This window comes from Bradyrhizobium sp. CCBAU 53415 (genome assembly GCF_028128735.1).
Lineage (GTDB): Bacteria > Pseudomonadota > Alphaproteobacteria > Rhizobiales > Xanthobacteraceae > Bradyrhizobium.
Map to the genome: position 1 here is coordinate 610,964 of NZ_LBJF01000027.1, position 24,172 is coordinate 635,135.

At 65.6% G+C, this 24,172-nt stretch carries 21 protein-coding genes; 8 read left to right on the plus strand and 13 right to left on the minus strand.

The annotated features are described in order from the left end of the window. The first annotated feature begins 4 nt into the window (after positions 1 to 4). Complete coding sequence (locus XH87_RS30970; RefSeq protein ID WP_271590158.1) at positions 5 to 3,121, plus strand: efflux RND transporter permease subunit; 3,117 nt, start codon at positions 5 to 7, stop codon at positions 3,119 to 3,121. Between the two features lie 3 nt (positions 3,122 to 3,124). On the opposite strand, the gene XH87_RS30975 is transcribed toward XH87_RS30970, so the two are convergent. The 4 genes from XH87_RS30975 to XH87_RS30990 all read right to left on the minus strand — a co-directional run bounded on the left by XH87_RS30975 (position 3,125) and on the right by XH87_RS30990 (position 7,461). Further along, complete coding sequence (locus XH87_RS30975) at positions 3,125 to 4,087, minus strand: amidohydrolase family protein (RefSeq protein WP_271590159.1); 963 nt, start codon at positions 4,085 to 4,087, stop codon at positions 3,125 to 3,127. 189 nt (positions 4,088 to 4,276) lie between these two features. After that, positions 4,277 to 5,707, minus strand: a complete 1,431-nt coding sequence (locus XH87_RS30980) for a TolC family outer membrane protein (RefSeq protein ID WP_271590160.1) — start codon at positions 5,705 to 5,707, stop codon at positions 4,277 to 4,279. A gap of 187 nt (positions 5,708 to 5,894) precedes the next feature. Further along, positions 5,895 to 6,674, minus strand: coding sequence for an enoyl-CoA hydratase (locus tag XH87_RS30985; RefSeq protein WP_271590161.1), 780 nt, complete (start codon positions 6,672 to 6,674; stop codon positions 5,895 to 5,897). Between the two features lie 133 nt (positions 6,675 to 6,807). Continuing rightward, entirely contained in the window at positions 6,808 to 7,461 is a 654-nt protein-coding gene (locus tag XH87_RS30990) for a hypothetical protein (protein WP_271590162.1), read from the minus strand. 291 nt (positions 7,462 to 7,752) lie between these two features. Between XH87_RS30990 and XH87_RS30995 the strand changes: the two genes are divergently transcribed. Together XH87_RS30995 and XH87_RS31000 are read left to right on the plus strand one after the other, a co-directional pair. Then, positions 7,753 to 8,298 carry a sigma-70 family RNA polymerase sigma factor gene (locus XH87_RS30995; RefSeq protein WP_158667953.1) on the plus strand — a complete coding sequence of 182 codons (546 nt, stop codon included), beginning with the start codon at positions 7,753 to 7,755 and terminating at the stop codon, positions 8,296 to 8,298. Positions 8,299 to 8,300: 2 nt separating this feature from the next. Beyond that, a complete protein-coding gene (locus XH87_RS31000) occupies positions 8,301 to 8,939 on the plus strand; it encodes an NrsF family protein (protein ID WP_035709467.1) in 639 nt (212 codons plus the stop codon). A gap of 140 nt (positions 8,940 to 9,079) precedes the next feature. On the opposite strand, the gene XH87_RS31005 is transcribed toward XH87_RS31000, so the two are convergent. Beyond that, positions 9,080 to 10,183, minus strand: coding sequence for a DUF2336 domain-containing protein (locus XH87_RS31005; RefSeq protein ID WP_271590163.1), 1,104 nt, complete (start codon positions 10,181 to 10,183; stop codon positions 9,080 to 9,082). Positions 10,184 to 10,246: 63 nt separating this feature from the next. After that, entirely contained in the window at positions 10,247 to 11,404 is a 1,158-nt protein-coding gene (locus tag XH87_RS31010) for a GGDEF domain-containing protein (RefSeq protein WP_271590164.1), read from the minus strand. Between the two features lie 436 nt (positions 11,405 to 11,840). Here XH87_RS31010 and XH87_RS31015 point away from each other — a divergent pair, with 436 nt between their 5' ends. The 4 genes from XH87_RS31015 (at position 11,841) to XH87_RS31030 (ending at position 16,192) form a co-directional block, all read left to right on the plus strand. Beyond that, entirely contained in the window at positions 11,841 to 12,410 is a 570-nt protein-coding gene (locus tag XH87_RS31015) for a sigma-70 family RNA polymerase sigma factor (protein ID WP_271590165.1), read from the plus strand. Then, positions 12,407 to 13,102, plus strand: coding sequence for a hypothetical protein (locus XH87_RS31020; protein ID WP_271590166.1), 696 nt, complete (start codon positions 12,407 to 12,409; stop codon positions 13,100 to 13,102). Before XH87_RS31015 ends, XH87_RS31020 begins: the two co-directional genes overlap by 4 nt. 16 nt (positions 13,103 to 13,118) lie before the next feature. After that, on the plus strand, positions 13,119 to 14,828 hold the full coding sequence (locus tag XH87_RS31025; protein WP_271590167.1) for a S8 family serine peptidase: 1,710 nt from the start codon (positions 13,119 to 13,121) through the stop codon (positions 14,826 to 14,828). Between the two features lie 587 nt (positions 14,829 to 15,415). Then, positions 15,416 to 16,192 carry a TIGR03809 family protein gene (locus XH87_RS31030; protein WP_271590168.1) on the plus strand — a complete coding sequence of 259 codons (777 nt, stop codon included), beginning with the start codon at positions 15,416 to 15,418 and terminating at the stop codon, positions 16,190 to 16,192. 222 nt (positions 16,193 to 16,414) lie between these two features. On the opposite strand, the gene XH87_RS31035 is transcribed toward XH87_RS31030, so the two are convergent. From XH87_RS31035 to XH87_RS31060, 6 genes are all read right to left on the minus strand, one after another. Then, the gene (locus XH87_RS31035) at positions 16,415 to 17,785 is read right to left on the minus strand and encodes a TIGR03808 family TAT-translocated repetitive protein (RefSeq protein ID WP_271590169.1); all 1,371 of its coding nucleotides are present in this window, start codon (positions 17,783 to 17,785) and stop codon (positions 16,415 to 16,417) included. A 92-nt stretch (positions 17,786 to 17,877) separates the two neighbouring features. Next, positions 17,878 to 18,531 carry a pyroglutamyl-peptidase I gene (locus XH87_RS31040; RefSeq protein ID WP_271590170.1) on the minus strand — a complete coding sequence of 218 codons (654 nt, stop codon included), beginning with the start codon at positions 18,529 to 18,531 and terminating at the stop codon, positions 17,878 to 17,880. Then, the gene (gene meaB, locus XH87_RS31045; protein WP_271590171.1) at positions 18,528 to 19,514 is read right to left on the minus strand and encodes a methylmalonyl Co-A mutase-associated GTPase MeaB; all 987 of its coding nucleotides are present in this window, start codon (positions 19,512 to 19,514) and stop codon (positions 18,528 to 18,530) included. Before meaB ends, XH87_RS31040 begins: the two co-directional genes overlap by 4 nt. A gap of 73 nt (positions 19,515 to 19,587) precedes the next feature. Next, positions 19,588 to 21,096, minus strand: a complete 1,509-nt coding sequence (locus XH87_RS31050) for a tripartite tricarboxylate transporter permease (RefSeq protein ID WP_035716350.1) — start codon at positions 21,094 to 21,096, stop codon at positions 19,588 to 19,590. A gap of 7 nt (positions 21,097 to 21,103) precedes the next feature. Then, positions 21,104 to 21,577, minus strand: a complete 474-nt coding sequence (locus tag XH87_RS31055) for a tripartite tricarboxylate transporter TctB family protein (RefSeq protein WP_035716347.1) — start codon at positions 21,575 to 21,577, stop codon at positions 21,104 to 21,106. Between the two features lie 84 nt (positions 21,578 to 21,661). Then, positions 21,662 to 22,657, minus strand: a complete 996-nt coding sequence (locus XH87_RS31060; RefSeq protein ID WP_271590172.1) for a tripartite tricarboxylate transporter substrate binding protein — start codon at positions 22,655 to 22,657, stop codon at positions 21,662 to 21,664. Between the two features lie 219 nt (positions 22,658 to 22,876). Here XH87_RS31060 and XH87_RS31065 point away from each other — a divergent pair, with 219 nt between their 5' ends. Further along, positions 22,877 to 23,356, plus strand: a complete 480-nt coding sequence (locus XH87_RS31065; protein ID WP_271590173.1) for an SRPBCC family protein — start codon at positions 22,877 to 22,879, stop codon at positions 23,354 to 23,356. Positions 23,357 to 23,363: 7 nt separating this feature from the next. Here XH87_RS31065 and XH87_RS31070 read toward each other — a convergent pair whose 3' ends face one another. Beyond that, complete coding sequence (locus tag XH87_RS31070) at positions 23,364 to 24,152, minus strand: RsiV family protein (RefSeq protein ID WP_271590174.1); 789 nt, start codon at positions 24,150 to 24,152, stop codon at positions 23,364 to 23,366. Positions 24,153 to 24,172 lie beyond the last annotated feature (20 nt).

Consider the following 24,172-nt stretch of genomic DNA (forward strand, 5'->3'; position numbering starts at 1 on the left):
CTGAATGGATCGTCTCGTTGCCCTTGCCGTCAACCGGCGGTTCCTGATGGTCGGCATGTTCGCCGCCGTGCTGATCGGCGGCCTGATCGCGTTCAACCAGCTCAACATCGAGGCCTATCCCGATCCGACCCCGCCAATGGTCGACATCGTGACGCAGAGCCCGGGATTGTCGGCGGAGGAGATCGAGCGCTACATCACGATCCCGATCGAGACCCAGGTCGCGGGCCTGAAGAACATCACGACCATCCGCACCATCTCGCTCTACGGTCTGTCCGACGTCAAAATTCAGTTCTCCTTCGCCTACACCTATGACGAGGCGTTGCAGCAGGTGCTGAACCGCCTGGCGCAACTCGCGCCGCTGCCGGGCAACGTGCAGCCGCAGATCTCGCCGCTCAGCCCGATCGGCGAGATCTTCCGCTACCGTCTGGTCGGCCCGCCGAACTACAGCGTGCTCGACCTCAAGACCATTCAGGACTGGATTCTCCAGCGCCGCTTCCGCGCGGTGCCGGGGGTCATCGACGTCACCGGGTGGGGTGGCAAGAGCAAGACCTATGAGATCCAGGTCGACTTCAGCAAGCTCGTCGCCAACGGTCTGACGCTGCCGCAATTGCTCCAGGCGGTCGGCAACTCCAACGTCAATGTCGGCGGCAACACCGTCAATATTGGCCAGCAGTCGGCCGTCGTGCGCGGCGTCGGCCTGATCCGGTCGATCGACGATCTCGCCAACACCATGGTGGCGCAGACGGGCGGCAATCCGGTGCTGGTCAAGGATGTCGCGACCGTCACCGTCGGCCAGAAGCCGCGCCTCGGCATTGCCGGGCTCGACGAGGCCGACGACATCGTGCAGGGCATCGTCCTGATGCGGCGCGGCGAGCAGAGCTCGCCGACCATCAAGCGCGTCCACCAGCTCGTTCAAGCCATCAACAATTCCAGCATCCTGCCGCCCGGCGTGCGCATCGAGCGCATCTACGACCGCGGCGACCTGATCGAGCTCACCACCCACACCGTGCTGCACAACATGGTGATCGGCATATTGCTGATCGTGCTGCTGCAGTGGATCTTCCTCGGCGATCTGCGCAGCGCGCTGATCGTCGGCGCCACCATTCCGTTCGCGCTGTTCTTCGCCGTCATCATCCTGGTGCTGCGCGGGGAATCGGCGAACCTGCTGTCGGTCGGCGCGATCGATTTCGGCCTGATCGTCGATGCCACCGTCATCATGGTGGAGGCGATCTTCCGCCGCCTGACGCAGACGACGCCGATGTCGGAAGCCGAGCATATGTCCAACGAGACGCTGTTCGGCATGAAGAGCCACGCTATCCTCAGCGCGGCCGCCGACGTCTCGCGTTCGATCTTCTTCGCCGCGGCGATCATCATCGCGGCCTTCCTGCCGCTGTTCACGCTGTCCGGGGTCGAGGGCAACATCTTCGGGCCGATGGCCCGCACCTATGCCTATGCGCTCGCCGGTGGGCTCCTTGCGACGTTCACCGTCACGCCCGCACTGTCCGCGATCATCCTGCCCGCGCATGTCGAGGAAACCGAGACGAAGGTGATGCTGATCCTGCACCGGTTGTACTCGCCGCTGCTGCAATGGGCGGTCGCCAATCGCAACATCGTGCTCGGCGGCGCGGTCGGCCTCGTGCTGATGACGGTTGCGCTCGGCCGTCTGCTCGGCCTCGAATTCCTGCCGAAGCTGGAGGAGGGCAATCTCTGGATCCGCGCCACGCTGCCGCCGACCATCTCGCTTCAGGAAGGCAACAGCTACGTCAACGAGATGCGCAAGGTGATCCGCGCCCGGCCCGAGGTCGAATCCGTCGTGTCGCAGCACGGCCGTCCCGACGACGGCACCGACGCCGCCGGTTTCTTCAACGCGGAATTCTTCGCGCCGCTCAAGCCCGTGAGTCAGTGGCCCGGCACTCGCGACAAGGAAGAGCTCACCGCGGAACTGCTCAAGCAGCTCGACGACCGCTTTCCCGGCGTCGAGTTCAACTTCTCGCAATATCTCCAGGACAACGTCTCCGAAGCCGTCTCCGGGGTGAAGGGCGAGAACTCGATCAAGCTGTTCGGGAGCGACCTTCAGGCCCTGACCGACACCGCCAACAAGATCAAATCGGTGCTGGCCACCGTACAGGGCGTCACCGACCTTGCGGTGTTCACCTCGCTCGGGCAGCCGACCGTTCAGATCGACATCGACCGCGCCAAGGCCGCGCGCTACGGCCTTGCGCCGGGCGACATCAATGCCACCATCAAGGTCGCAATCGGCGGCGACACCGCCGGCGACCTCTACGAGCCCGGAAGCGACCGCCACTTCCCGATCATCGTGCGTCTCGCGCCGGAATACCGCCGGAGTGCCGAGGCAATCCAGAATTTGCGGATCGGCGCGCCCGGGCCGAACGGCACCGTCACGCAGATTCCCCTGAGCGAGGTTGCCACCATCAGCCTCGTCTCCGGCGCGGCCTACATCTATCGCGAGCAGCAGGAGCGCTATCTGCCGATCAAGTTCTCGGTGCGCGAGCGCGATCTCGGCAGCGCCATCCGCGAGGCTCAGGACAAGATCGCCGAGCAGGTGCAGCTGCCGCCCGGCTCGCACATGGAATGGGTCGGCGAGTTCGGCAATCTCCAGGACGCGATCCGGCGGCTGTCGATCGTGGTGCCGATCTCGCTGGCGCTGATCGGCGTGCTGCTCTGGTTCAATTTCGGCTCGATGACCGACACGCTGCTCGCGATGAGCGTGATCCCGATGGCGATCTTCGGTGGCGTGCTCGGCCTGTTGATATCAGGCACGGCATTCAGCGTCTCTGCGGCGATCGGCTTCATCGCGCTGTTCGGCATCGCCGTGATGGACGGCATCATCATCCTGTCGCAGTTCAACCAGCTCATCGAAGAAGGCATGGACCGCATGAGCGCGGTGGTGCGCACCGGCGAGTTGCAGCTCCGGCCCGTGCTGATGACCTGCGTCGTCGCCGGCGTCGGCCTCTTGCCGGCGGCGCTGTCGGAAGGCATCGGCTCGCAGGTGCAGAAGCCGCTCGCGGTCGTCGTCGTCACCGGCATGATGCTGGCGCCGGTCGTGATCCTCGTGACCTTGCCGGTCCTGATCTCCTTCTTCTCCCGCCGCGCGCGCTGACCGTCAGAACCCGTAGAGCCGCGCTGGATTGTCGACCAGGATCTTCTTACGCACGGTGGCCTCCGGCGCCCACATCGGAAGCTGGTTGAGCAGCCGGCCATCGTCGATCTGGTGAAACGGTGCGAGATCGGTGGCCTTGCGGCCTGCGACTTGCGCCGAATCCGGGTGCGGCCAGTCGGTACCCCAGGCGATACGATCGGGGTTTGCGGCGATCAGCGCGCGCGCATAGGGCACCATGTCCTGATAGTCGGGCGCGAGATCCGACGAGCGATAGGCGCCGGAGATCTTCACATAGGCCTTGCCTGACTTGACCAGCGCGACGAGGTCGGAAAACCCGGGCTGCTCGAGTCCGAGACCGGCCTCGAGCCCACCGAAATGATCGAACACGGCGGGCACCGGTGAGGCCAGCACGAGATCCTTGATGGCCGAGATCATCGCCAGCGTGGTGTAGAGTTGCACGTGCCAGCCGCGCGCCGTCATGCGCTCGACGGCGGCGGTAAAGCGGGCGCGGCCGACATCGGGATTGTTGACGCCGTCGGTCGCAAGATTGATGCGAATGCCGCGAAAGCCGTCCGCATGCATTGCATCGAGTTGGGCCTCGCTGGTCTTGTCGTCGATCACGGCTACCCCGCGCGCCGTCGCGCCGCGGGCCTTCATGCCAAACAGGCTCGAGGAATTGTCGGTGCCGTAGATGCTCGGCGTGACGATCACCACGCGCTCGATGTGCAGCGCCTCGTGCAGCGCTGCCATTTCTTCCGGACTTGCCGGTCCCGGCGTATAGACGCGCCCTGCGAAGAACGGAAAGTCTTCGACATCGCCATGGATGTGGGTGTGACAGTCGCAGGCACCTGCCGGTACGTCGAAATTGATCGGCGTTGCGGGCTGCGCTGCGCGGGCATGGGCTTTGCTGGTCATGGCTGCTCCGGCGGCAAGGGAGGCGAGCAGGACGCTGCGTCGGCTGCGCATGCCTTCTCTCCCTGTCTTGTCCTTTGGAAATGCTGTCGGGACAGTATCAGATCAGCCGGGTCAGCTGCTGCGCTCGGCTGCATAGCTGCCCAACAAGGTCCGCAAGCGGACGTGAGTCGTCAACGCGTCCGACCGGGCACCGTCAAAACGGCGAGCGGGTGGAGCGCTGGAGACGCTGTGCGTCGGCTGCTACTGCCCCGATGGCGTGCGCAGGCCGTGCCAGGCGTCGCGGACCTGGTGGTAGTGCACCTCGGGCAGGTAGTCCGGCGTGTTCAGGCTCAAGGTCTTGACGTCGAGATGGCCGATGGCGCTGAGCAGCGTGTAGGAGGCGATCACGCGGTCGCGCAGCGCGCCGATCAGGCGGGCCTTGGCCTGGATCAAATCGGCTTGCGAGTTCAAGACGTCCACCGTCGTGCGCTGTCCGCCGGCGGCCTCGCGCTGCACGCCCTGCAGCGCGACGGTCGCGGCCTTCACCTCGGACTCCGAGGCCGAGACCGTGACCTTGGCGCCTTCATTGGCAACCCAGGCGCTCACTGCCGCCGTGCGCGCCTGATTGCGCACCTGGTCGAGCACGAGCCGGCTCTGCGCCGTGATCTCCTTCGCCTGCCGGGTCTGCGCCGCGGCCTGGCCGCCGTCATAGATCGGTGCGGTGACGTTGGCCACGATCGAAGCCTGGTCTTCGGCGAAGGTGCCCAGCGTCGGGTCGTTGTTGCGGCTCTTGCTTGCGCTGCCCTGGATGCTGGCGCTGGGCAGCAGCGTGCCTTCGGCGATGCGGATGTTGGTGGAGGCAACGTCGACGTCGAAGCTTGCGGCCATTACTGCCGGATGCTGGCGGATCGCCATCGTCATGGCGTCTTCGCGGCTCTTCGGCAGATAACGGTCGACGACCTCGGCGGGCCGAAGCTGCGACGGTGAATTGCCGATCACTTGCGCATAGGTCGCCTGGCTGACGGCGAGCGCGACCTCGGCCGCGTTGAGATCGGCAAGGCCGCGGTTGAGGCGGGCTTCGGCCTGCGCGGTATCGGTCGGCGTGACATCGCCGGCGTTGAGGCGGCGCTGGGTGACGGAGAGTGTTTCGCGCAGGAAGGCGACGTTGGAGCGCTGTGCCTCCACCAGCGACTGGTTGGCGAGCACGTTGGTGTAGGCGGTCACCGCGTCGAGCAGGACGCCCTGGCCGACATTGCGCAGCGCCTCGCGGCCCGACTGCACCTGGAGTTCGGCGGCCCGCACGCTGTTGGCGGTGCGGAAACCGTTGAACAGGGTCTGCGTCACGGTGACGCCGATGATCCAGGGTTTCAGATTGGCGGTCTGGATGGTGTTGTCGGGCAACAGATTGCGCACCGATTGCAGGCCTGCACTCAGGCTCGCCACGATCTGCGGCCGGTAGCCCGCGAGGGCCTGCGGCACGTTCTCGTCGGTCGCGCGCTGGCGCGCGCGCTCGGCGTTGAGCTGCGGATTGGTCTGATAGGCCTTCGCCAGAGCCTCCGGCAGGGCTTCGGCCCAGGCGGCGGAGGGCAGGGCGCAGGAGAGCGCCAGCGTGGCCCATGTCGCAAACGCGGGACCCACGCCCGATCGGTGCCGCGTCACCCCGCGACCAGCTCTGGCGATACGCCCAGTCATATGTTCCCGCGAATTCCCGGCTGCCCGCCCCCGCCAACGGCGGTCGTCTTAGCTGTTTAACCAGCCGAGGTCCCGCAGGCAAACTGCCGCGGGGAAAACCCCCATGAAATCCGTGCTTGTTGCAGCTCCGTCACAGCGTTCTGCGGGAACACGGCAGAGCCTTACAGCAGCCTGACCTGTTTGCGCCTTACCGGTTCTTGTTCACCGGCTTGCGCTTCTCGATGAACGCCGCCATTCCCTCGGAGCGGTCCTCGAGCGCGAAGGTCGAGTGGAACAGGTTGCGCTCGACGCTCATGCCCTCGGCGAGCGTGGTCTCGAAGGCGCGGTTCACCGCTTCCTTGGCCATCGCGGCTGCAGGGCGCGACATCGCGGCGATCTTCTCGGCTGCCGCCATCACTTCGTCCATCAGCTTGTCGGCGGGTACGATGCGGCTGACGAGTCCTGAGCGCTCGGCTTCCGCCGCATCCATCATCCGGCCGGTGAGGCAGAGGTCCATTGCCTTGGACTTGCCAATCGCGCGCGTCAGGCGCTGGGTACCGCCGATGCCGGGGATGGTGCCGAGCGTGATCTCGGGCTGGCCGAACTTGGCGGTGTCGGCGGCGATGATGATGTCGCACATCATGGCGAGCTCGCAGCCGCCGCCCAGCGCATAGCCGGCAACCGCCGCGATCGTCGGCTTGCGGCAACGCGCGAGGCGGTCGCCGCCGATCGCGGCGAAATCCTCGGAGAACATGTCGATGAAGCCCTTGGGCTGCATCTCCTTGATGTCGGCGCCGGCGGCGAAGGCCTTCTCGTTGCCGGTCACGACGATGCAGCCGATGGCGTCATCGGCCTCGAGATCGTCGACCGCCGCGGCGATCTCGCGGAAGACGCCGAAGGAGAGCGCGTTGAGCATCTTCGGCCGGTTCAGCTTGACGATGCCGACCGCGCCTTTGCCTTCGACGATGATGTGTTCGAACGTGCTCATGCTCCACCCACGCTTTTGATTGGGCGGGCAATGTGCCCGCTGGCGCGGTGGGCTTCAAGGGGTTAGGGGCCGCCGGAACGCGGCGATAACGGCGTTCCGGACGAGGTCCCTCGGGCCAGTATTCGGCCGGCAATCACGCCATGAACATCCGTGCGGCGGACGCCAGTGTCAGCAGCGTTCCGACACCGATGAAGATCTTGCCGATCAGGGAGCTCTGGTCCCAGGCCGAGCTCTGCTGGCTGCTCGCCATCACCGGCGCCGGCCGTGGCTGCGCCTCGGTTGCGGCAATCACCGCCTTCTGCGCCGGCGGGTTTTCCTGTTGCAGGGCGCGATCGATGTCGTTGAGCTGATCGGGCGCGACGACCTGGCTTTCGGGGGACGCGGCGCTGGTATTATCTGCTGCGGCCTGAACATTGTCGTTGGCGCGGTTCGTCATGGCCGAGGCGGCGGCCGCAGTCGGCGTATCGGCGGCGAGCTGCGCGTTGGCATTGGCGACCCCCGGCGGCATCTGGCTCGATGCCGGCATCCCGCTGTCGACCTTGTTGTCGTTTTTGGCCCCGTCGGCCCGTGCCGCAGCGTCCTGCTTGTCGGCGGATTTCTGAGCCGTCTTGCTGCTGCTGGTGCGGCGCGAGTCATGGCGCCGGTGCTTGGCCGTGTCCGCCTGCTTCTCCGCGCTGTCCGATTTGTTGCTTGCGGCCGAAGCCGGCGCCGCCTGTGCAACGCCCCCGAACAGCAAGAAAAGCCCGGCCAAGACAGTCAGGGCCGCGCGCGCGCTGGCTTTCATCATGTTGACGATCTCCCCAATTCCGCCTGTCCCGGCGATGAAGAGAGACCCTGGGGCGTGACGACAGCGGGGCAGAAAATGGGAATCTTCGGGTTTCACCCGGCAAAAACGGGGCAAACCGCCCCTCGCGGCTGGCCGCCCGATGCGGGACGCGCCGATCGGTGTTATGAGCCGTCGCAGATGTTTGCGGCTGCATCGGTCGCGAGGCCCGGGTTCTGATCACGAATTTGTGATATATCCGGCGTCCGCGTAACAAATTGAAAGAGCGGCCGAATTGCATGGTGAGGGGCGCGCGTGCGCGGACGTGAGGACGAATGGACCGGCCTGATGCGGTCGGCCATGGCTGGCGATGACGCGGCCTATCATCGCTTGTTGAAGGCAGTCACGCCGGTGCTGCGCGCTGCGGCGAGACGCGGCTTGGCGCGGGCAGGTCAGCCTCCCGACCAGGCTGAGGACATCGTGCAGGAGATTTTATTGGCAGTGCATCTGAAGCGGCACACCTGGGACAGCGAAGCCCCCTTCGCGCCCTGGCTGTTTGCGATCGGCCGCAACAAGCTGATCGACACGCTCCGCCGGCGCGGCAGGCGCGTGTTCGTCAACATCGACGATTTCGCCGAGACGCTGCCGGGCGAGGCGCCGCAGGAGACCGCGTCAGCCGGCGAGGTCGCCGCCCAACTGGGCACCCTGCCGCAGCGTCAGCGTGACGTGCTGCAATCGATCGCGGTCGAAGCCGCCTCGATCAAGGATACGGCCGCAAAGTTTTCGATGAGCGAGGGTGCGGTGCGGGTCGCGCTGCATCGCGGACTTGCCGCGCTGACGGCCAAACTGCGGGACCATTAGTCATGGACACCGATCAACTCATTCGCTCGCTCGCAGCCGACAACGCGCACCGCGCTCCACGTGTCGGCGCGGTGCTGACCATGGCGCTGCTGGTGGCTGCGCCCTTGTCGATCCTGATTTTTGCGACATTCCTCGGCGTGCGCGCCGACGTGATGAGCGCCATGCACAACCCGTTCTTCGACATGAAGTTCGCGGTGACGCTGTCGCTCGCAATCCCCGCGATCATCGTCAGCCTGCATTTGTCGCGTCCCGAAGCCCTGCTGCGCGGCTGGGGCTGGCTGCTGCTGCTGCCCGTCGGGCTGCTGGCGGTGGCGATTGGCAGCGAGGCGATGATGGCCCCGGCCATGCCGATGACGATGCGCTTGATGGGCAGGAACTCCAGGGTGTGCCTGGTCGCGATCCCTGCGATGTCACTGCCGCTGCTTGCGGGTGCGCTGTTCGGCCTGCGCCACGGCGCGCCGTCGCGTCCCGCGCTCGCCGGAGCGCTCGCCGGCCTGGTGTCGGCCGGCCTGGCTGCGACCCTCTACGCCTCGCACTGCACCGACGACTCGCCCCTGTTCGTCGCGACCTGGTACACGCTCGCGACCGCGGTGGTGACCGCGATAGGGGCGCTGGTGGGATCCAGAGTTCTGCGCTACTAAAGCATGATCCGGAAAAGTGCGCGGCGGTTTTCCCTCGCGACAAACGCGGAACGCGCGTTTGCGCGGAGATCATGCTTAAACAACAACCTAACGCGCGATGACGATTCATCCTAATCGCATCGCGCTTTAGCGCGCCGGCTTCACGCCGGCGCCGTCGTGCCCAGCTGCATGCGGTGGAAGCGCAGCACCTGCTGCGCTGTCGATGAGCGTAGCGCCTCGTAGGCATCGCGCAGCGTCAGCATGTCGGTCTGCGGCCCGCCGGAGAGCTTCTCGCGCATGGTGATGATCGCGCGCACGGTCGGCCATTGCATGCCCGCGACCTTGGCGAGGATCAGCACGCCTTCGGTGCGGCTCTCGATCATCATGGTCTCGGCGGTCTCGACCGTGACGCCCGCGAGTGCTGCGAGCCCCGCATTGGTCTCGTCGAACTTGCCCTGCTCGGCGAAGGCGGTGACCTGGACCTCGTTCAGGCGACCGTCGTCGTGCAGCGATTTCACCAGCGCGCGGGCCATCTCGGTCTGTTTCGTCATGGCTGCAGCGCGAACCCGTTGGGCCGCTTGCTGGACCACGCTCGACACTTCCTCCGCAAGCTCAGGATGCGTGGCCGCAAGCTTCCTGCGCACGCTCAAGGACGCCTTGGCGACCAGTTTCAAATAGTGATGGCGCGGCAGGTCGGGCCGCATGCCGATGCAGCCGGCGAGGTCGTCGTCGCGTTCGGCGCGGATGACGAGATCGGTGAGACTTTCCTCGGAGAGCCGCGCGCCCGGATTGCTGACGGTCGACTGCACCACGTCCTCGTTGCCTCGCGCCACCAGCACGTCGGTCAGCGCTTCCGACAGGATCCGCCGCAGCGAGATCGCCTTGAGATGCGCCTGACCTCTGGTGCGCGCGATTTCGATCAGGGTCGCCTCGTCCAACCGTTCCGATTTTGACAGCACCGGGCCGGAGACCTCGATGACCTCATCGAGCGCGAGTGTACGGATGATTTTCGGCGGCGCAGCCGCGATCGGTGCGAGGCGATCGGCGAGCAGCGCCTTGGCCGACGTCTCGATCTGCTCGACCAGGCATTGGAACACGTCGTCGAACACGCGGATGTGGTCGTCGGAATAGTCCACTGCGTTGCCCACGAAGAGATCGGTGACGCGGCGCAGCGTCTCGACCCGACGCGCAACGGTGCCGTGCGAGAGGGCAGACTGCAATTCCTCGAGCAGGTTTTCGGATGGTCTTGCGGATTTGATTCTCATTGCCCTGTCCTGGAGCGTTCGGCCCGGCAGCGGCTTCTGTCGCGCCGGGAGAAAACGGATTGGTCAGTTCGTTACAATGCAGTTGCGCCCTTGCGCCTTGGCGGAATAGAGCGCGCGGTCGGCGCGTGCGAGAAATGTGTCGGCAGTATCAATGTCGTGCAGCGTCGCGACGCCCGCGGAAATGGTCACCCGCATGCCCGGAGTGAAGGCGCTCCAGTCGAGTTCGGCAACGATGCCGCGCAGGCGCTCGAGCATGCGGTGCGCGACGTCGCCCGACGTGTCCGGCAGCAGCAGCAGGAATTCCTCGCCTCCGTAGCGGCCGAAACCGTCGGCCGGCCGGAGGTTGGCGAAAATGGTGATCGCGAAGGTGCGCAGCACCTCGTCGCCAACGGGATGGCCGTGGGCGTCGTTGATCCGCTTGAACCAGTCGAGATCGATCAGCGCGATCGCGCAAGGCGCGGATGCCCGCCGCGACTTCTCGATCTCGGCGTCAAGAAGCCGCATGATGCAGCGGCGGTTGTAGGAGCCGGTGAGCTCGTCGAGCTCGGCCAGCTCCTCGATGCGCCGATAGGCGGCCTTCAGTTCGATGCTGCGCCGGTACAGGACCTTGCGCAGGGTGGCGCCGAACAGGCCGAGGAAGGCGCACTGCCCGATCACGAGCACGAAGCAGAGCATCGAGGCGGTTCGCTGCAGCCGGGTCGTGACCGGCAGTCCGATCGGCAGGTCCGATCCCAGGAAAACCAGGACGAGACCGCAGGTGGCAAGGCCCCAGGTGAGCATCGCCTGGCTCGACGTCATCCGCAGCGTGCCGAACGCGAAGATCAGAAACAACACGGCCAGGAACGCGACCCCGACCGTCGGCACCGCGAGCAGGAACACCAGTTGCAGCGCCATATGCGCCGAGATCTGATAGACGGTGAGGTAATGATCCTCGAACCGGTCGCCGAATCCGGCTTCCGACAGCACCGTGAACGTACCGATGATCAGGAGGCCGCCGAGCCAGAACAGCGACGGAACGCCCATGGAGATCGTTCCGTCATAGGCGTAGAGCAGCAGGACCGAGGTGCCGAGCGAGTAGCTCGCGACCTGGCCGATATACATCTGGCGGCGCTGCCGGGCCCGGCGCGCCCTCACTTCGGGGGCGGCTGTCTCCGGCGCGAGGACGAGATCCGCGACCTCTGCGGCATTCCTCTCGGGAAAGGACGTCGCGGCCGTGCTCATGGTCCCGCCAATGGTGGATGTCAGCGCAAAAATCTACATGGCAAGCCTTTAGGTTTGGTATCCTTTGAAAACGAATCCGAACCGTGCAGCACGGAACAAGGCGATCAGCCGGCGCGAGAATTCTTAACGGCGATCGTACATCGTGTGCGATGCGGTCGAGCCAAAGCAGGGCTTGGCGCGACAAACGTAGCGCAGGGCCGCTATAGAACCCGGCTCGGCCGGCCGCCTGTGCCGGAAGGGCATTCCGCAGGGAAGTACGCAGTATTATGTTACCGATATGGATCGACACCGCTGTCCCTCGCGGGTGGGACAAGAAAAATGCGCGTATGTGGGGTAGCTCACACCGGCTCCCGTATGACTGCGGTAGACTGAACAATTTTGCACCCCTCGTCGAACCCTCCGCCGCATCGACCCGACCAACTTTGCGAGACGGCCATTGAGCGTGACACAGGCGGCTTCCGACGAGGTTCTGATCGCCAGGATCGCTCAAGGTGACCGGCTCGCCATGCAGGTGCTGTACGGGCGGCACCATGTCAGGGTCTACAGGTTCGGACTGAGGCTCGTGCGGGACGAGCAGGCGGCGGAAGACCTCATCAGTGAGGTGTTTCTCGACGTCTGGCGTCAAGCCGGCAAGTTCGAGGGCCGATCCGCCGTTTCCACTTGGCTGCTGGCCATCACCCGATTCAAGGCCCTGTCTGCGCTCCGGCGCAGGAAGGATTTCGAGTTGGACGAAGAAGCCGCCAACGCGATCGAGGATGCGTCCGACGATCCGGAAACGGTGGTGCAGAAGAAGGATACCAGCGCAGCGTTGGGAGAGTGCCTGACGGGGCTCTCGCCGGAACACCGGGAAATCGTCGATCTCGTCTACTACCACGAGAAGTCCGTGGAAGAGGTGGCCGAAATCGTCGGAATTCCGGAGAACACTGTGAAGACGCGCTTGTTCTATGCGCGCAAGAAACTGGCCGAACTGCTGAAGGCAGCCGGCGTCGAGCGAGGCTGGCCATGATGGCATTGAGCAAGAAGATGCTGGAGCAAGAGCCCAGTGAAATTGAACTGCTGCTGCCCTGGCACGCCGCCGGCACGCTGAACGCGCGCGATGCGCGCCGTGTCGAGGAGGCGCTGGCGCGCGATCCCGTGCTTGCCAGGCAATATGCCGCGATCCGCGGCGAGTACGAAGAGACCATCCATCTGAACGAGAGCCTGGGCGCTCCGTCGGCGCGCGCGATGCAGAAGCTGTTCGCCGCGATCGACGCTGAGCCGGCACGGGCAAGCGGCTCGCTGCCGCTGTCGGCGCGCATCTCGACCTTCTTCGCGAGCCTGTCGCCGCGGACGCTGGCGTGGTCGGCGGGCCTCGGCGCGATCGCACTCGTGCTGCAGGCCGGAATCATCGGCGCCGTGCTCATGAAGAACCAGCCGGCGACCTTCCAGACGGCTTCGCTCTCGACCGGCGCGCCGATCACGCGCGAACTTGCCGGCTCCGCTGCGCCGGCGCGCGCGTTGGTGCGATTCACGCCCGAGGCGCGCGTCGCCGACATCACCGCGCTGCTCGACAGCTACCAGGCTTCGATCATCGGCGACGCCAAGGGCGGCATGTTCCGCCTCCAGTTCGACAAGGCGATGAGCCAGGACGAGCTCGCCTCGCTGCTCGGCAGGATGCAGCGCGAGAAGTTCGTCAACCTCGCCGTCGCGGCGCCCTAGGCGCGCCGCTGAGCCGATGACGGGCGAGTCCGAGAGCAGGGTGCGTGCCGGGGCCTACGCTTCATCCGTCGCGGCCGCGCTTCTGGTCACCTTCTGTCTCGGCGTCGAGGTTGCGAAGGCGCAGGCGATCATGCGTACGCCTACGATCAGCGTTCCCTCGCGCACGCCGACGATCTCTCCGAGCATCGCCCCGCGGGTCAGCCCGACCGTATCCGCCCGGGCGGTGTCGGTCGACCGCGGCCCGCGTCCGATCACGACCGCCCGGATCCCGTCGGCGCGGATAGGGCCGGCGCCGGTGCTGCCTTATGTGCGCTACTCCCCCAACCTCTACCCGGCCTGCACGGCGCCCTATCGAGCTGCCGACGGCGAATGCCTGGCGCAGCCGCACGCGGGCGGCGAGGGCAGCGGGAAATCGGGCAAGAAGAGCGCAGGCAAGGGGCGCGGCAACAACACGCCGGTCGCGGTGAACCAGCGCACCTTCGCAGGCGAATTCGTCGCCGAGATCGACGGCACCCTGTCGGTGACGGAGGCCGACGAGCTTGCGCGTCGCCACGGCCTCGCGCGCGTCGCATCCGAGAATTTTCCGCTGATTGGGGCGACGTTCGGCCTGTTCCGCATCACCGACGGCCGGCCATATGAGACGGTGCGGCGCGAGTTCGCGGCCGACGGCAGCGTGCGTTCGGTCCAGCCGAACTTCCGCTACGTGCTCCAGGACCAGAAACCGTCCGCGCCGGTCGAAGGCGATCCCGCGCAATATGCACTGACGAAACTCCGCCTGCCGCAGGCGCATACGCTGGCGCACGGCGCCAACGTCACGGTTGCCGTGATCGATTCCGGCATCGACGCCAGGCATCCCGAACTCGCCAATTCCATCGCCGACAATTTCGATGCGCTCGGCAGTGCCGAAGGGCCGCACGTCCATGGCACCGGCATCGCCGGTGCCATCGTGGCGCATGCCCGTCTGATGGGCAGCGCGCCCGAGGCGCGCATCATCGCCATCCGGGCCTTCGGCGGTGCCAACGGCGGCGCCGAGAGCTCGTCCTACATCATCCTGCGCTCACTGAACTACGCCGCCGAGCACGGTGCGCAGATCGTCAATATGAGCTTTGCCGGTCCGAAGGACGCGGTCGTCGAGCGCGCGATCGCGGCGACGGCCGCGCGCGGCCTCGTGCTGATCGCGGCCGCCGGCAATGCCGGCGCGAAATCGCCGCCGCTTTATCCGGCTGCCAATCCCAATGTGATCGCGGTCAGCGCGACGGATCGGCAGGACAGGTTGTTCTCCGCCTCCAACCGCGGAAACTACATCGCACTCGCAGCCCCCGGCGTCGACATCTTCCTGCCGGCACCCGACGGCAAATATCAGATGACCTCGGGAACCTCGTTCTCGGCGGCCCATGTCTCCGGCGTCGCGGCGCTGCTCCTCGAGCGCAACCACGCCCTGAAGCCGGAGGCGCTGCGCATGACGCTGGCAAAGACCGCGCGCGACCTCGGTTCACCCGGGCGTGACGACCTGTTCGGCGACGGTCAGACCGACGCGTTTGCCGCGGTCATGGCCGTTCCTGCCGACCGTGCGACGCCGGTTGCGGCCGCGTCCGGTACAACAAAACGTGAAGATGCGGAGAAGCGTCGCGACGAGCCCGGCAGCCGCGCGATCGAGCAGCCCTCGCTGTCGAGCGCGGACGATAAATCCGCGGTTTCTCAGGCAGATAAGCCGGCGGCGCGATAGCAGCTGCCACCGAAGATCCGTGCGGGCCTGAGGCAGAAAAAGGCGACCCCCCGCATTGAACGTTCAGCAAGCTGCCACGACCAACTGATGTGGGAGCGGTCATCCCTCCCCATCAGTCATATCAGGCGCGAGCGCCCATCCACCCCAAGCGCCCATATGGCTCGACCCGTCCGGTTGTCCCCCCGGACGGGTCTTTTCTTTTCAGCGCGTTTTTGAGCGAAGTGGATGCCGGTTCGCGTGAAGAAAGCGCGTCAAAACAAGCATCTAGAGCGTCGGTTCAGATTCAATCGGAACCGAAGCTTTGGGCATCCGATCTTTTGAAGCTCCGCATTCGTTCAGCTTGCGGTTGAGGATCGCCGCAGCCGTCCGTTGCCGTCGCGCGCGCAAGGCGCCGCAACTCCGTTATGCTTGTGCGAAGCTTGACTCGAAAACGCAGCGAATTTCCGGAGGACTACGGTATTTGATGACCAATGCCGTGTCGCTGCTGGACAAGTCAAATCTTTTCCACAAAATATTCATGTCGCGTCTAAATTGATTCGTGTGCGTTGCGTCCCCCGCGTCCGTATTTTTTCCTGACGGGCTGGTTCATGACACATCGCCAAGAGTTCGTTCGCGACGCAGTCGCTGGGCGCGCCATCGCGGCGCGCTGGTGCGCTCTCGCCGAACAGCGCCTGCAACATCTCTCCGAGATGTTCGAGACCGGCCGTTGGCGCCGGTATCATTCCGAGATCGAATTCCTTGAAAACATCCAGGAAGCCAAGCGTGCGGTCCAGACCTGGCGCGCGCTCGCAACCGGCGGGGACGTCGCCGAGGCGGCTGCAAGCGTGACGCCCGCATTCGGTTGGTCGCCGGCGACGATGCCCCGCACCGCACCACGCGAGCAGCAGGCGCAGATCGTCCAGCCCAAGGCCGTTCACATCGCGCCCGAGACCGCTGTGGCGGTCAGGCTCGATCAGCAGCCGGACGTGCTCGCGGAGATCACCGAGGCACCGATCGCGGCGGTGTTGCCATCCGTCGCGATGGCGCCGCCCACTGCACCTGTCGCGGTGGCTTCGTTTACCGCCCCCGCCGAGATGCCGCCGCTTAAGGCTCCCGCCGCGAGGGCGCCGCTAAGCGCGCCTGCCGTGAGATCACCCCTTGCGCCCGCCGTCATGACGCCGTTCACCGCGCCCGAAGTGAGGCCGCCGCTCGCGGTGCCTGCCGTGAAGCTGCCGAAGACGGCGCCTGCGGCGATGGCAGCGCTCCTGCCGCAGTTCGCCCCGCCCGTCGCCGAAATCGTCGCGGCCCCCGAGCGGGTCGTTGAATTCACCTTCAGCCTCGATGGCCTGGAAGCGAAGTACCCGCTGCTCAGGAACGCGTTCTAGGGATGTTCAAGAGGGCGGCCGAACTTCTCCAACCCCGTCATCCTGAGGCGTGAGCCTTGCGGTGCAGAGCACCGCAAGAGCGAGCCTCGAAGGATGCACGGCCCGTCAGCAGCCGCACACCAAGAGCCTTTTCCGTTCCGATGGAATCGGAACGGGGCTCTAGACTCTTGTTTTGACGCGTTTTCTTGACGCGAACCGGCGCCCACTTCGCTCGAAAACGCTCTAGCGCCGCACCGCATTGCCGCCGACCACTACCTGCGCGAAGCGTTGCGCCCCGTCGGCCGACAGATCCGACGTCACCGCGCGGGCGTGGTCGAGGCCGACCACGGCGCCGCGCGGGGTCTCGGAGATCATGTTGTTGTTGACGAGCGCGGTGCCGGCGCCCGGCACCACGGAGACGCCAACCCCGGCCAGCGCTTTTCGGATCACGTTCCCCGTGATCGCGACGTCGCGCAGATATCTGCCCCAGCCGGCGACGATGCCGTAGGACGGCGCATTCTCGATCACATTGCCGGTGACCGATGTGTCCGCCTCGATGTAGATGCCGACGCCGGCATCATCGTCGGGGGCGGTGCCGATCGGCCGTTTCGGAATCAGGTTGCGGATGATGTTGCCCTGGACCACCGCGATGCGGCCGCCCTCGTTGAAGTTGCAGACGGAGACGCCGACGGCGGCGCCGTCGACCGTGTTGTTGGCGATCACCGCGGCCTCGAACGAAAATTCCGAATAGAGCGCGACCTCGCGCACGTCGCTGACGCTGTTGCCGCTGATGTGGATGTTGGAGGCCGAGTTGCCGCGCACCGCCGAGTAGTCGCAATTCCTGATGCGGTTGCCGCGCACGATCACGTTGCCGGCGCGAAAGGCGTTGATGGCATTGCCGTACTGGCCTGAGCCGCCGGGACCCGCCTTGATGTCCTCGATGCGGTTGTCGGCGACCAGCGTGCCGTCATCTCCGATCGCGGTGCGCAGGATCTCGATTCCATTGTCGTTGGTGCCGAGAATCGTGTTGCGGCAGACGCTGAGGCCCCTGGCGTCGAACGACACCACCGCCGTCAGCGCGATGTTGGTGAAGATGTTGCCGGAGATGTCGCCCGCGACCTGCTCGAGCCAGACGCCGCTGCCGCCGGAGCCGGCGAACGCGCAGTCGGCGATGCGCGCGTCGCGCCCGCCGAGAACATGGATCAGCCCCCGCCGGGTCGGCAGCGGAATGTTGCCGCCGTCGAAGGTAATGCCGGTGAGGCCGATCGCATCGGAGCCGTCGCTCTGGATCATCGAGGCCCCGCCCGTGAAGATCAGCTTGGTCGCACCGCGCACGCCGATCAGTTGCGCGCCGTTCGGGAGCCGCAACAGACCGGTCCGATAGGTGCCTGGCGGCAGCGCCAGCGGCATCTGCGCCCGCGCAGCCTCGTCGATCGCGCGCTGCAGCGCGCGCGTCTGATCCTCGCTGCTGCCGGGGCGCACGCCATATTGCGTGGCGTCGCGGCCGAGCAGGGACGTCAGCGGCGCCGCGCGCGCGGCGTCGGCCGGCATGGCGAGCGCGCCGGCGATGCCCGCGGTCGAAGCTCCGATGAGATGGCGGCGATTGAGGTCCATGACGCGTCCTCCGGCGGACGCGGGGGTCCGCGTGCATTAGGTAGCGCAGGGCGGCGAGGGTGGTCAGGATTGTTCGCGGTAGGGTTAAATGTTTACGCAATCGGGCTGCGTGTCTTCCTTGCCAGCCGCACCATCTCCATCAGCATGGCTTCCCCTGCATCCACCAGTTCCTCCAACGTGATGCGCGGTGCCCCTTTTCGCCGTGCCGCGCCGCCGCGCGCAAGCAGGGGAACATGGATGAAGGCCGCAAGCCGCGGCCCGCCGGCCCTGACGTTCTCGATTGCGCGCCAGCTCAGGTAATTGCAGAGATAGGCGCCGGCGTCGCGTGAGGGGCGCGCGTCGATGCCGGTGAGGCGCGCGGCGCGCAGCAGCCTTGCGGTGTGCGGGCCGAACCTCATCGCATCCGCATGGCCGGAGATGCCGCGCTTGCTCGAGCGGGTGTTGGCGGCGTCGGGCCACAGCATGGTCACGGCGTTCCGCGCGCGGGTCTCGACGCGCAGATAGGGCGTGCGCGCGGCGAGGCCGAACATCAAAAGTGCATCCGGCTTCACTCTCGCGAGCACCTCAGGCAATTGCCGGTCGACCGCGGCATAGGTGACCGGGAAAATGTGGCTCGACAGCTCGACATCGTCGAGTGCCGGACGGCGCAGTTGCGCCAGCCGCGCCACCAGCGGCTGCGTCGGATTATAGGGCGCGCCGGGGAACGCTCCGAAGCCGGTGAGGAGAATGCGGAGCTTGTCGCTCATTGCAGCAATTCCAGGATCTGCTCGGCGGCGAGCGCCGGCGTGAGACGGCCTTCGGCGACCTCGGCCTCGATCTTCCGGACCTTCGTCCGCACCGATGCCTCGCTGCGCAACCTTGCCAGCATGCGCTGCTCCAGCATCGACCACATCCACTTCACCTGCTGCTCGCGCCGCCGCGCGGCGAAATCGCCGGATGCGTTCATCGCCTTGCGATGATCGAGGATCTTCCGCCAGAGCGCGTCGATGCCGGTGCCGGCCAGCGCCGAATAGGTGATAACGGGCGGATGCCAGTGTTCGGACCGAGGGCTGAGAATATGCAGTGCCCCGCGATAGTCGGCGGCGGTGACATTGGCGCGCTTGAGATTGTCGCCATCCGCCTTGTTGATGGCGATCATGTCGGCGAGCTCGACCAAGCCCTTCTTGATGCCTTGCAACTCGTCGCCGCCGCCCGGCAGCATCAGCGCCAGGAAGAAATCCGTCATGTCGCAGACTGCGGTTTCGGACTGGCCGATGCCGACGGTCTCGACCAGCACGACGTCGAATCCGGCCGCCTCGCACAGCAGCATCGCCTCGCGCGTCTTCGCCGCGACGCCGCCGAGCGTGCCCGAGGACGGCGAAGGGCGGATGAAGGCATCGCTCGAGGCCGACAGCCGCGCCATCCGCGTCTTGTCGCCGAGGATCGAGCCGCCGCTGCGTGCCGAGGACGGATCGACCGCGAGCACCGCGACCTTGTGGCCCTGCTCGATCAGATAGGTCCCGAGCGCATCGATGGTGGTGGATTTGCCGACGCCGGGCGAACCGGTGATGCCGACACGAAACGCCTTGCCGGTGTCGGGCAGCAGCATCTGCACCAGCTCGCGCGCCAGCGCCTGATGGTCGGCGCGACGGCTCTCCACCAGCGTGATGGCCCGCGCCAGCGCCGCGCGGCTGCCGGCGCGGAGCTCCTTGGCGAGGGTTTTGATGTCGAGATTGGCCTTCTGAATCATACCTTGATGTACAACGGCCAGTCGACGCAGGCGAGAGGTTCGCGCCCGCCACCGTCCGTCCGTTTGCCGCCCATCACGGCGCCGGAGCTACCTCACTCAGAGTTGCGGGCCTACCCTTGATCCCGCGCCACAGCATCGTGCCCCAGATCAGCAGCGTCACGACCCCCAGCGTTGCGGCGATCGGCCGCTCGAAGAACATGACGAACGCCCCGTCTGCCTTGATCATCGAGGTCATGAAGTTTTGTTCCAGCATCTCGCCCAGGACGAGTCCCAGGATCGCTGGCGCGATCGGGAAGCCGTGCTCTTCCATCAGCCAGCCGATCAGGCCCATGACCACCATCATGATGACGCCATAGACCGAGTTGGTCATGGCGTAGGATCCCACCAGGCAGAACATCAGGATCACCGGCAGAAGTACGTTTCGCGGCACCCGCAACAGCTGTTTGCCGCCCTTGATCGCGATCCAGCCCAGCGGCAGCATCAGAATGTTGGCGAGAACGAATATGATGAACACGGCGTAGATGAATTGCGGGTTTTGCAGGAATACGGTCGGCCCGGGATTCATCCCTTTCATGTAGAGAACGCCGATCACGATCGCGGTGATGGAATCGCCGGGAATGCCGAAAACCAGCGCCGGGATCCAGGCGCCGCCGAGCGCGGAATTGTTGGCCGAGGTCGCATCGACGATACCTTCGATATGGCCGGTGCCGAACTTTTCCGGCTCTTTCGAAAAGCGCTTCGAGATCGCGAACGAGATCCAGGCCGCGATGTCAGCGCCGGCTCCGGGGAGTGCACCGATCAGAACGCCGATGGCCGACCCGCGCAGGAAGTTGAACCAATAGCGCTTGAAGACGCCGAAGACGCCGCTGAAGATATTGCCGATCCTTTGCGCGATGACGGCTCCCGTCGCATCGGCGTGGACCATGCCGCGGAGCAGTTCGGACAGCGCGAACATGCCGATCATCGCGGGAATGAAGCTGATGCCTTGCAGCAGTTCGACGCTGCCGAAGGTGAAGCGCGGATAGCCTGCTGCGGGATCGATGCCGATGCAATTGACGGCGAGGCCGAACAGCAGGGAGGTGATTCCCTTCAGCGGCACGTCACTGGTCATGAAGACGGCACAGGTCAGGCCGAGCAGGGCCAGCCAGAAATATTCGAACGAGGAGAAATTGATCGCGACCTCGGCCAGCGCCGGCGCGCATATGATCAGGATGGCGACGCCGACGAAGCCGCCCAGCACGGAGAATACCAGATTGACGCCGAGATTGAGGTCGAGCTGTCCGTTCTTGGACATCGCATAGCTCTCGTCCGTGTAGGCGGCCGACGCCGGCGTTCCTGGAATGCGGAGCAGCGCCGCAGGAATGTCGCCGGCGAAGATGGCCATGGCGGTTGCCGTGACGATCGCGCCGAGCGCCGGCACCGGGTCCATGAAGAACGTCACCGGTACGAGCAGCGCCGTCGCCATCGTGGCGGTGAGCCCCGGCATTGCGCCGACGAACATGCCAAACGCCGCCGATGCGGCGATGACCCAGAGCACGTAGGGATCGAAGATCAGGCGGCTCGCTTCGAGCAGGGCGTTCATGTCAGCCTCAGAGAATCGAGTTCAGCCAGCCGCGCGGCAGCGGCACGCGAAGCAGCGTGGCGAAGAACCAGTAGATCGTGAAGGTACCGACGACCGCCGTGGCCGCGGCGATCCACGGCCGCACGCCGAGCCAGAGGAACAGTGTCACCAGAAACAGCAGGGCGAGCGGAATGAAGCCGACGGTTTCGGCCGCGAAGATGTAGAGCAGCAACAGGGCGAGAACCAGGAAGAACGTCACCAGGCGGCGTGGTTCCCTGACCCATGGCGCGAGCTCGACCCACGGTGCGCCCATGCGCCGCGCGGTCAATCCATTCCATATCAGGATCCCGCCGCAGACGATCAGTCCGGCGCCGAGGATACGCGGAAACAGCGAAGGCCCGTATTTCTGTCCGGGAAAGTCGGGGAAACTCGCGGTCAGCGCAATCATCACGATGGAGAGAACGATGAGCACAAGGCCGGCGATGGCATCATTGGCGCGCAATGGCGGCTCCCTGGGATCGAAGCGAGGCGCGCCGCGGACGGCGCGGCCTCGAAGTCTGGGCGGTTAGGGTCTTTCAGCCGGGCTTCAGGTCTTTGCGATACCTGCAGCCTTCATGGCTTCGCCCATCTGCGCGTCCGACTTGTCCATGAAAGCGGCGTAGCCGGAAGCGTCGTTCCATACGACGCCGAAGCCGCGCGACGACATGAACTCGTTGTATTCCTTGGACTCGAAGATCTTCTTCAGCGAAGCCGTCAGTTTGGTTGCGATCGGTTGCGGAAGTCCCTTCGGTCCGGCGAAGCCACGCCAAGCCCCGGTCGTATAGTCGACGCCCATCGCCTCCTTGAGGGTCGGCACATCAGGGAACGTCGCTGCGCGCTTCGGCGCCATGATGGCGAGGCTGCGGGCCTTGCCGGCGTCGATCATCGCGCGGGCTTCCGGGATGGAGCAGGTGGTGAAATCGATGCCGCCCGCCGCAAGATCCTGCATCGCCGGCGCGGCGCCGTTGGAGGGCACCCATGCCACCTGGTTCGGCGGCAGGCCCATGGCCTTGAGCCAGCCCACCAGAGCGAGATGCCAGATGCCGCCCTGACCGGTGCCGGACGCCTTGAACTTGCCCGGTGGCGAGGCCTTGATCGCGTCGGCGAGGTCCTTCACCGTCTTGTAGGATGAATCCGCCTTGACCTGAATGCCGGGAGGGTCCTCGTTCATCAGCGCCAGCGGCGTGAAATCTTTCGGCGTGAGCTGGGTCAGGCCGGCCCAATGCATCATCGCGATTTCCACGGTGATGATGCCGAGCGTGTAGCCGTCCGGCGCGGCGGTCGAGATCGCAGAATGACCGACCACGCCTGAGCCGCCGGTGCGGTTGACGACGTTCACCGGCTGGCCGAATTCCTTTTCCAGCAGCACGCCGACGATGCGGGCGGTGGCATCGGTTCCCCCGCCGGCCCCCCACGGGCAGATCAGCTGGATTGGCCGGGTGGGATAGGCGTCATCGGCGGATGCCGGCTTGAAGCCGAAAGCGGCGGATGCCGCGATAGCAGCGGTCGAAGCCGCAAAGGTGCGGCGCGAAATCTTGGACATTGAATGCCTCCCAGCGGCGCCCGTGACGTCGGGCGCTCTCTTGTCGATGGCAGCATTCTAGTCGGCTTTGCAGCGCCGCCGCAAGGTAGCGCTACCAAGGAGACCGACTTGTTGTGTGAAAACAGCGTGCCCATCGGACGGGCGGTCGGAAATCGGGTGGGTTTTACCTGCGCGCATTGCCAACCTGAGCGCGTAACAAAAGCCGGAGGCGAGCCATCAATGACCCAAGCCTATTACAGCGCCGTGCTGGACCGCCCACTGGACGAAGTCTGGTCGCTGATCCGCGATTTCAACAACTACCCCGCCTATATCGACGGCGTGAGCGAGAGTGTGATCGAAGACGACAAGCGCGGCGATGAAGTCGGCGCCGTCAGGCGCTTCTGCTATCTCGGAAACTGGATCCGCCAGCGCCTGGTCGATCACTCGGACCGGCAGCACAGCCTGACCTATGCCGGTCTTGAAGCGTTGCCGTATCCGCAGGATGACGGAAGCCGGACGCCGGCGCCGACGCGCTATCGAGGCACCATGCATCTACGTCCGATCGTCGAAGGCGACCGCACCCTCATCGAATGGTCGGTCGTCCTCGATACCGAACCTGCGGACGCAGATCGCTGGCAAGCGCTGTTCGCGTCGTGGATTCCCGATTGGACGGAGTCGCTTGCGCGGACGCTGGCGCGGGCCCATCCGCGACTGGATTAGCGATCGCTCACGGTTCGTCCGCGTCGCTCTTCGGCCGCGCGCCGCCGAAGATGCGGGCGCCTTCCGCGGTGAGGTAAGGCTTCAGCGTTTCCCACGGCACGAAGGCGACATACTCGCCCTCGGCGTAGGGACCGACGGCGTAGGGCGGGTAATGGAAGGTCAGCCCGGAGCTCTTGCCCGCCTCGGTCGATGGCGCGAGCGTCACCGCGCCGACCTTGAGCAGGCTCGGCTCCACGCTCTTGAACCATTCGCCGGTCGCGGTCTCGTCGGCATCGCGCTTCTTCTTCTCGGTCTTGAGCGAGGCGATGATGGCCTTCACCATCGCCTTCATGGTTGGGCCCTTGTCGGCGGTTTCGGTGAAGAACGGACGGATCGAGATGCGCTTGTTGTCGGCCTTGTCCCACAGGATCGTGTTCACGTCCGAATTGGGATGCGCGCCGCTGGTGTTCATGTAGTCGTTGCGCAGGATGCTGACATAGCGATCGGCAACGATGGAGCGGATCTCATATTTGCGCTCGAAATCCCAGCCGCCGTCCTTGAAGAACTGCGGGCCCGCTTTGCGCGAGGCGGCAGCTTCCGCGGCATTCTTGTCGAGCCATTTTTTGCCCTCCGCGAGGCAATCCGCCGCCAGTGCCGCATCCGCCTTGATCTTGTCGTCAAGGAAGATGCGGGCCTCGATGCTCTTCGTCTTGACGATGGCGTCGGGCTTCGGATCGGCGGCGAGGGCGGGACCGAACAGCGCGCCGCAAACTGCGGCAACGGCGAGCGCGCGCATCAACGTTGGCGCGAGAAACATCACGCAAATCCTTCCTGTCG

Bases quoted from the DNA above. Each gene is read 5' to 3' on its own strand.
- XH87_RS30990 (WP_271590162.1), bottom strand. From the start codon at position 7,461: ATGATGAAAGCCAGCGCGCGCGCGGCCCTGACTGTCTTGGCCGGGCTT.
- XH87_RS31065 (WP_271590173.1), top strand. From the start codon at position 22,877: ATGACCCAAGCCTATTACAGCGCCGTGCTGGACCGCCCACTGGACGAA.
- XH87_RS31070 (WP_271590174.1), bottom strand. From the start codon at position 24,152: ATGTTTCTCGCGCCAACGTTGATGCGCGCGCTCGCCGTTGCCGCAGTT.
- XH87_RS31030 (WP_271590168.1), top strand. From the start codon at position 15,416: ATGACACATCGCCAAGAGTTCGTTCGCGACGCAGTCGCTGGGCGCGCC.
- XH87_RS30985 (WP_271590161.1), bottom strand. From the start codon at position 6,674: ATGAGCACGTTCGAACACATCATCGTCGAAGGCAAAGGCGCGGTCGGC.
- XH87_RS30970 (WP_271590158.1), top strand. From the start codon at position 5: ATGGATCGTCTCGTTGCCCTTGCCGTCAACCGGCGGTTCCTGATGGTC.
- XH87_RS30980 (WP_271590160.1), bottom strand. From the start codon at position 5,707: ATGACTGGGCGTATCGCCAGAGCTGGTCGCGGGGTGACGCGGCACCGA.
- XH87_RS31040 (WP_271590170.1), bottom strand. From the start codon at position 18,531: ATGAGCGACAAGCTCCGCATTCTCCTCACCGGCTTCGGAGCGTTCCCC.
- XH87_RS30975 (WP_271590159.1), bottom strand. From the start codon at position 4,087: ATGCGCAGCCGACGCAGCGTCCTGCTCGCCTCCCTTGCCGCCGGAGCA.
- XH87_RS31020 (WP_271590166.1), top strand. From the start codon at position 12,407: ATGATGGCATTGAGCAAGAAGATGCTGGAGCAAGAGCCCAGTGAAATT.
- XH87_RS31005 (WP_271590163.1), bottom strand. From the start codon at position 10,183: ATGAGAATCAAATCCGCAAGACCATCCGAAAACCTGCTCGAGGAATTG.
- XH87_RS31060 (WP_271590172.1), bottom strand. From the start codon at position 22,657: ATGTCCAAGATTTCGCGCCGCACCTTTGCGGCTTCGACCGCTGCTATC.
- meaB (WP_271590171.1), bottom strand. From the start codon at position 19,514: ATGATTCAGAAGGCCAATCTCGACATCAAAACCCTCGCCAAGGAGCTC.
- XH87_RS31025 (WP_271590167.1), top strand. From the start codon at position 13,119: ATGACGGGCGAGTCCGAGAGCAGGGTGCGTGCCGGGGCCTACGCTTCA.
- XH87_RS31010 (WP_271590164.1), bottom strand. From the start codon at position 11,404: ATGAGCACGGCCGCGACGTCCTTTCCCGAGAGGAATGCCGCAGAGGTC.
- XH87_RS31050 (WP_035716350.1), bottom strand. From the start codon at position 21,096: ATGAACGCCCTGCTCGAAGCGAGCCGCCTGATCTTCGATCCCTACGTG.
- XH87_RS31000 (WP_035709467.1), top strand. From the start codon at position 8,301: ATGGACACCGATCAACTCATTCGCTCGCTCGCAGCCGACAACGCGCAC.
- XH87_RS31035 (WP_271590169.1), bottom strand. From the start codon at position 17,785: ATGGACCTCAATCGCCGCCATCTCATCGGAGCTTCGACCGCGGGCATC.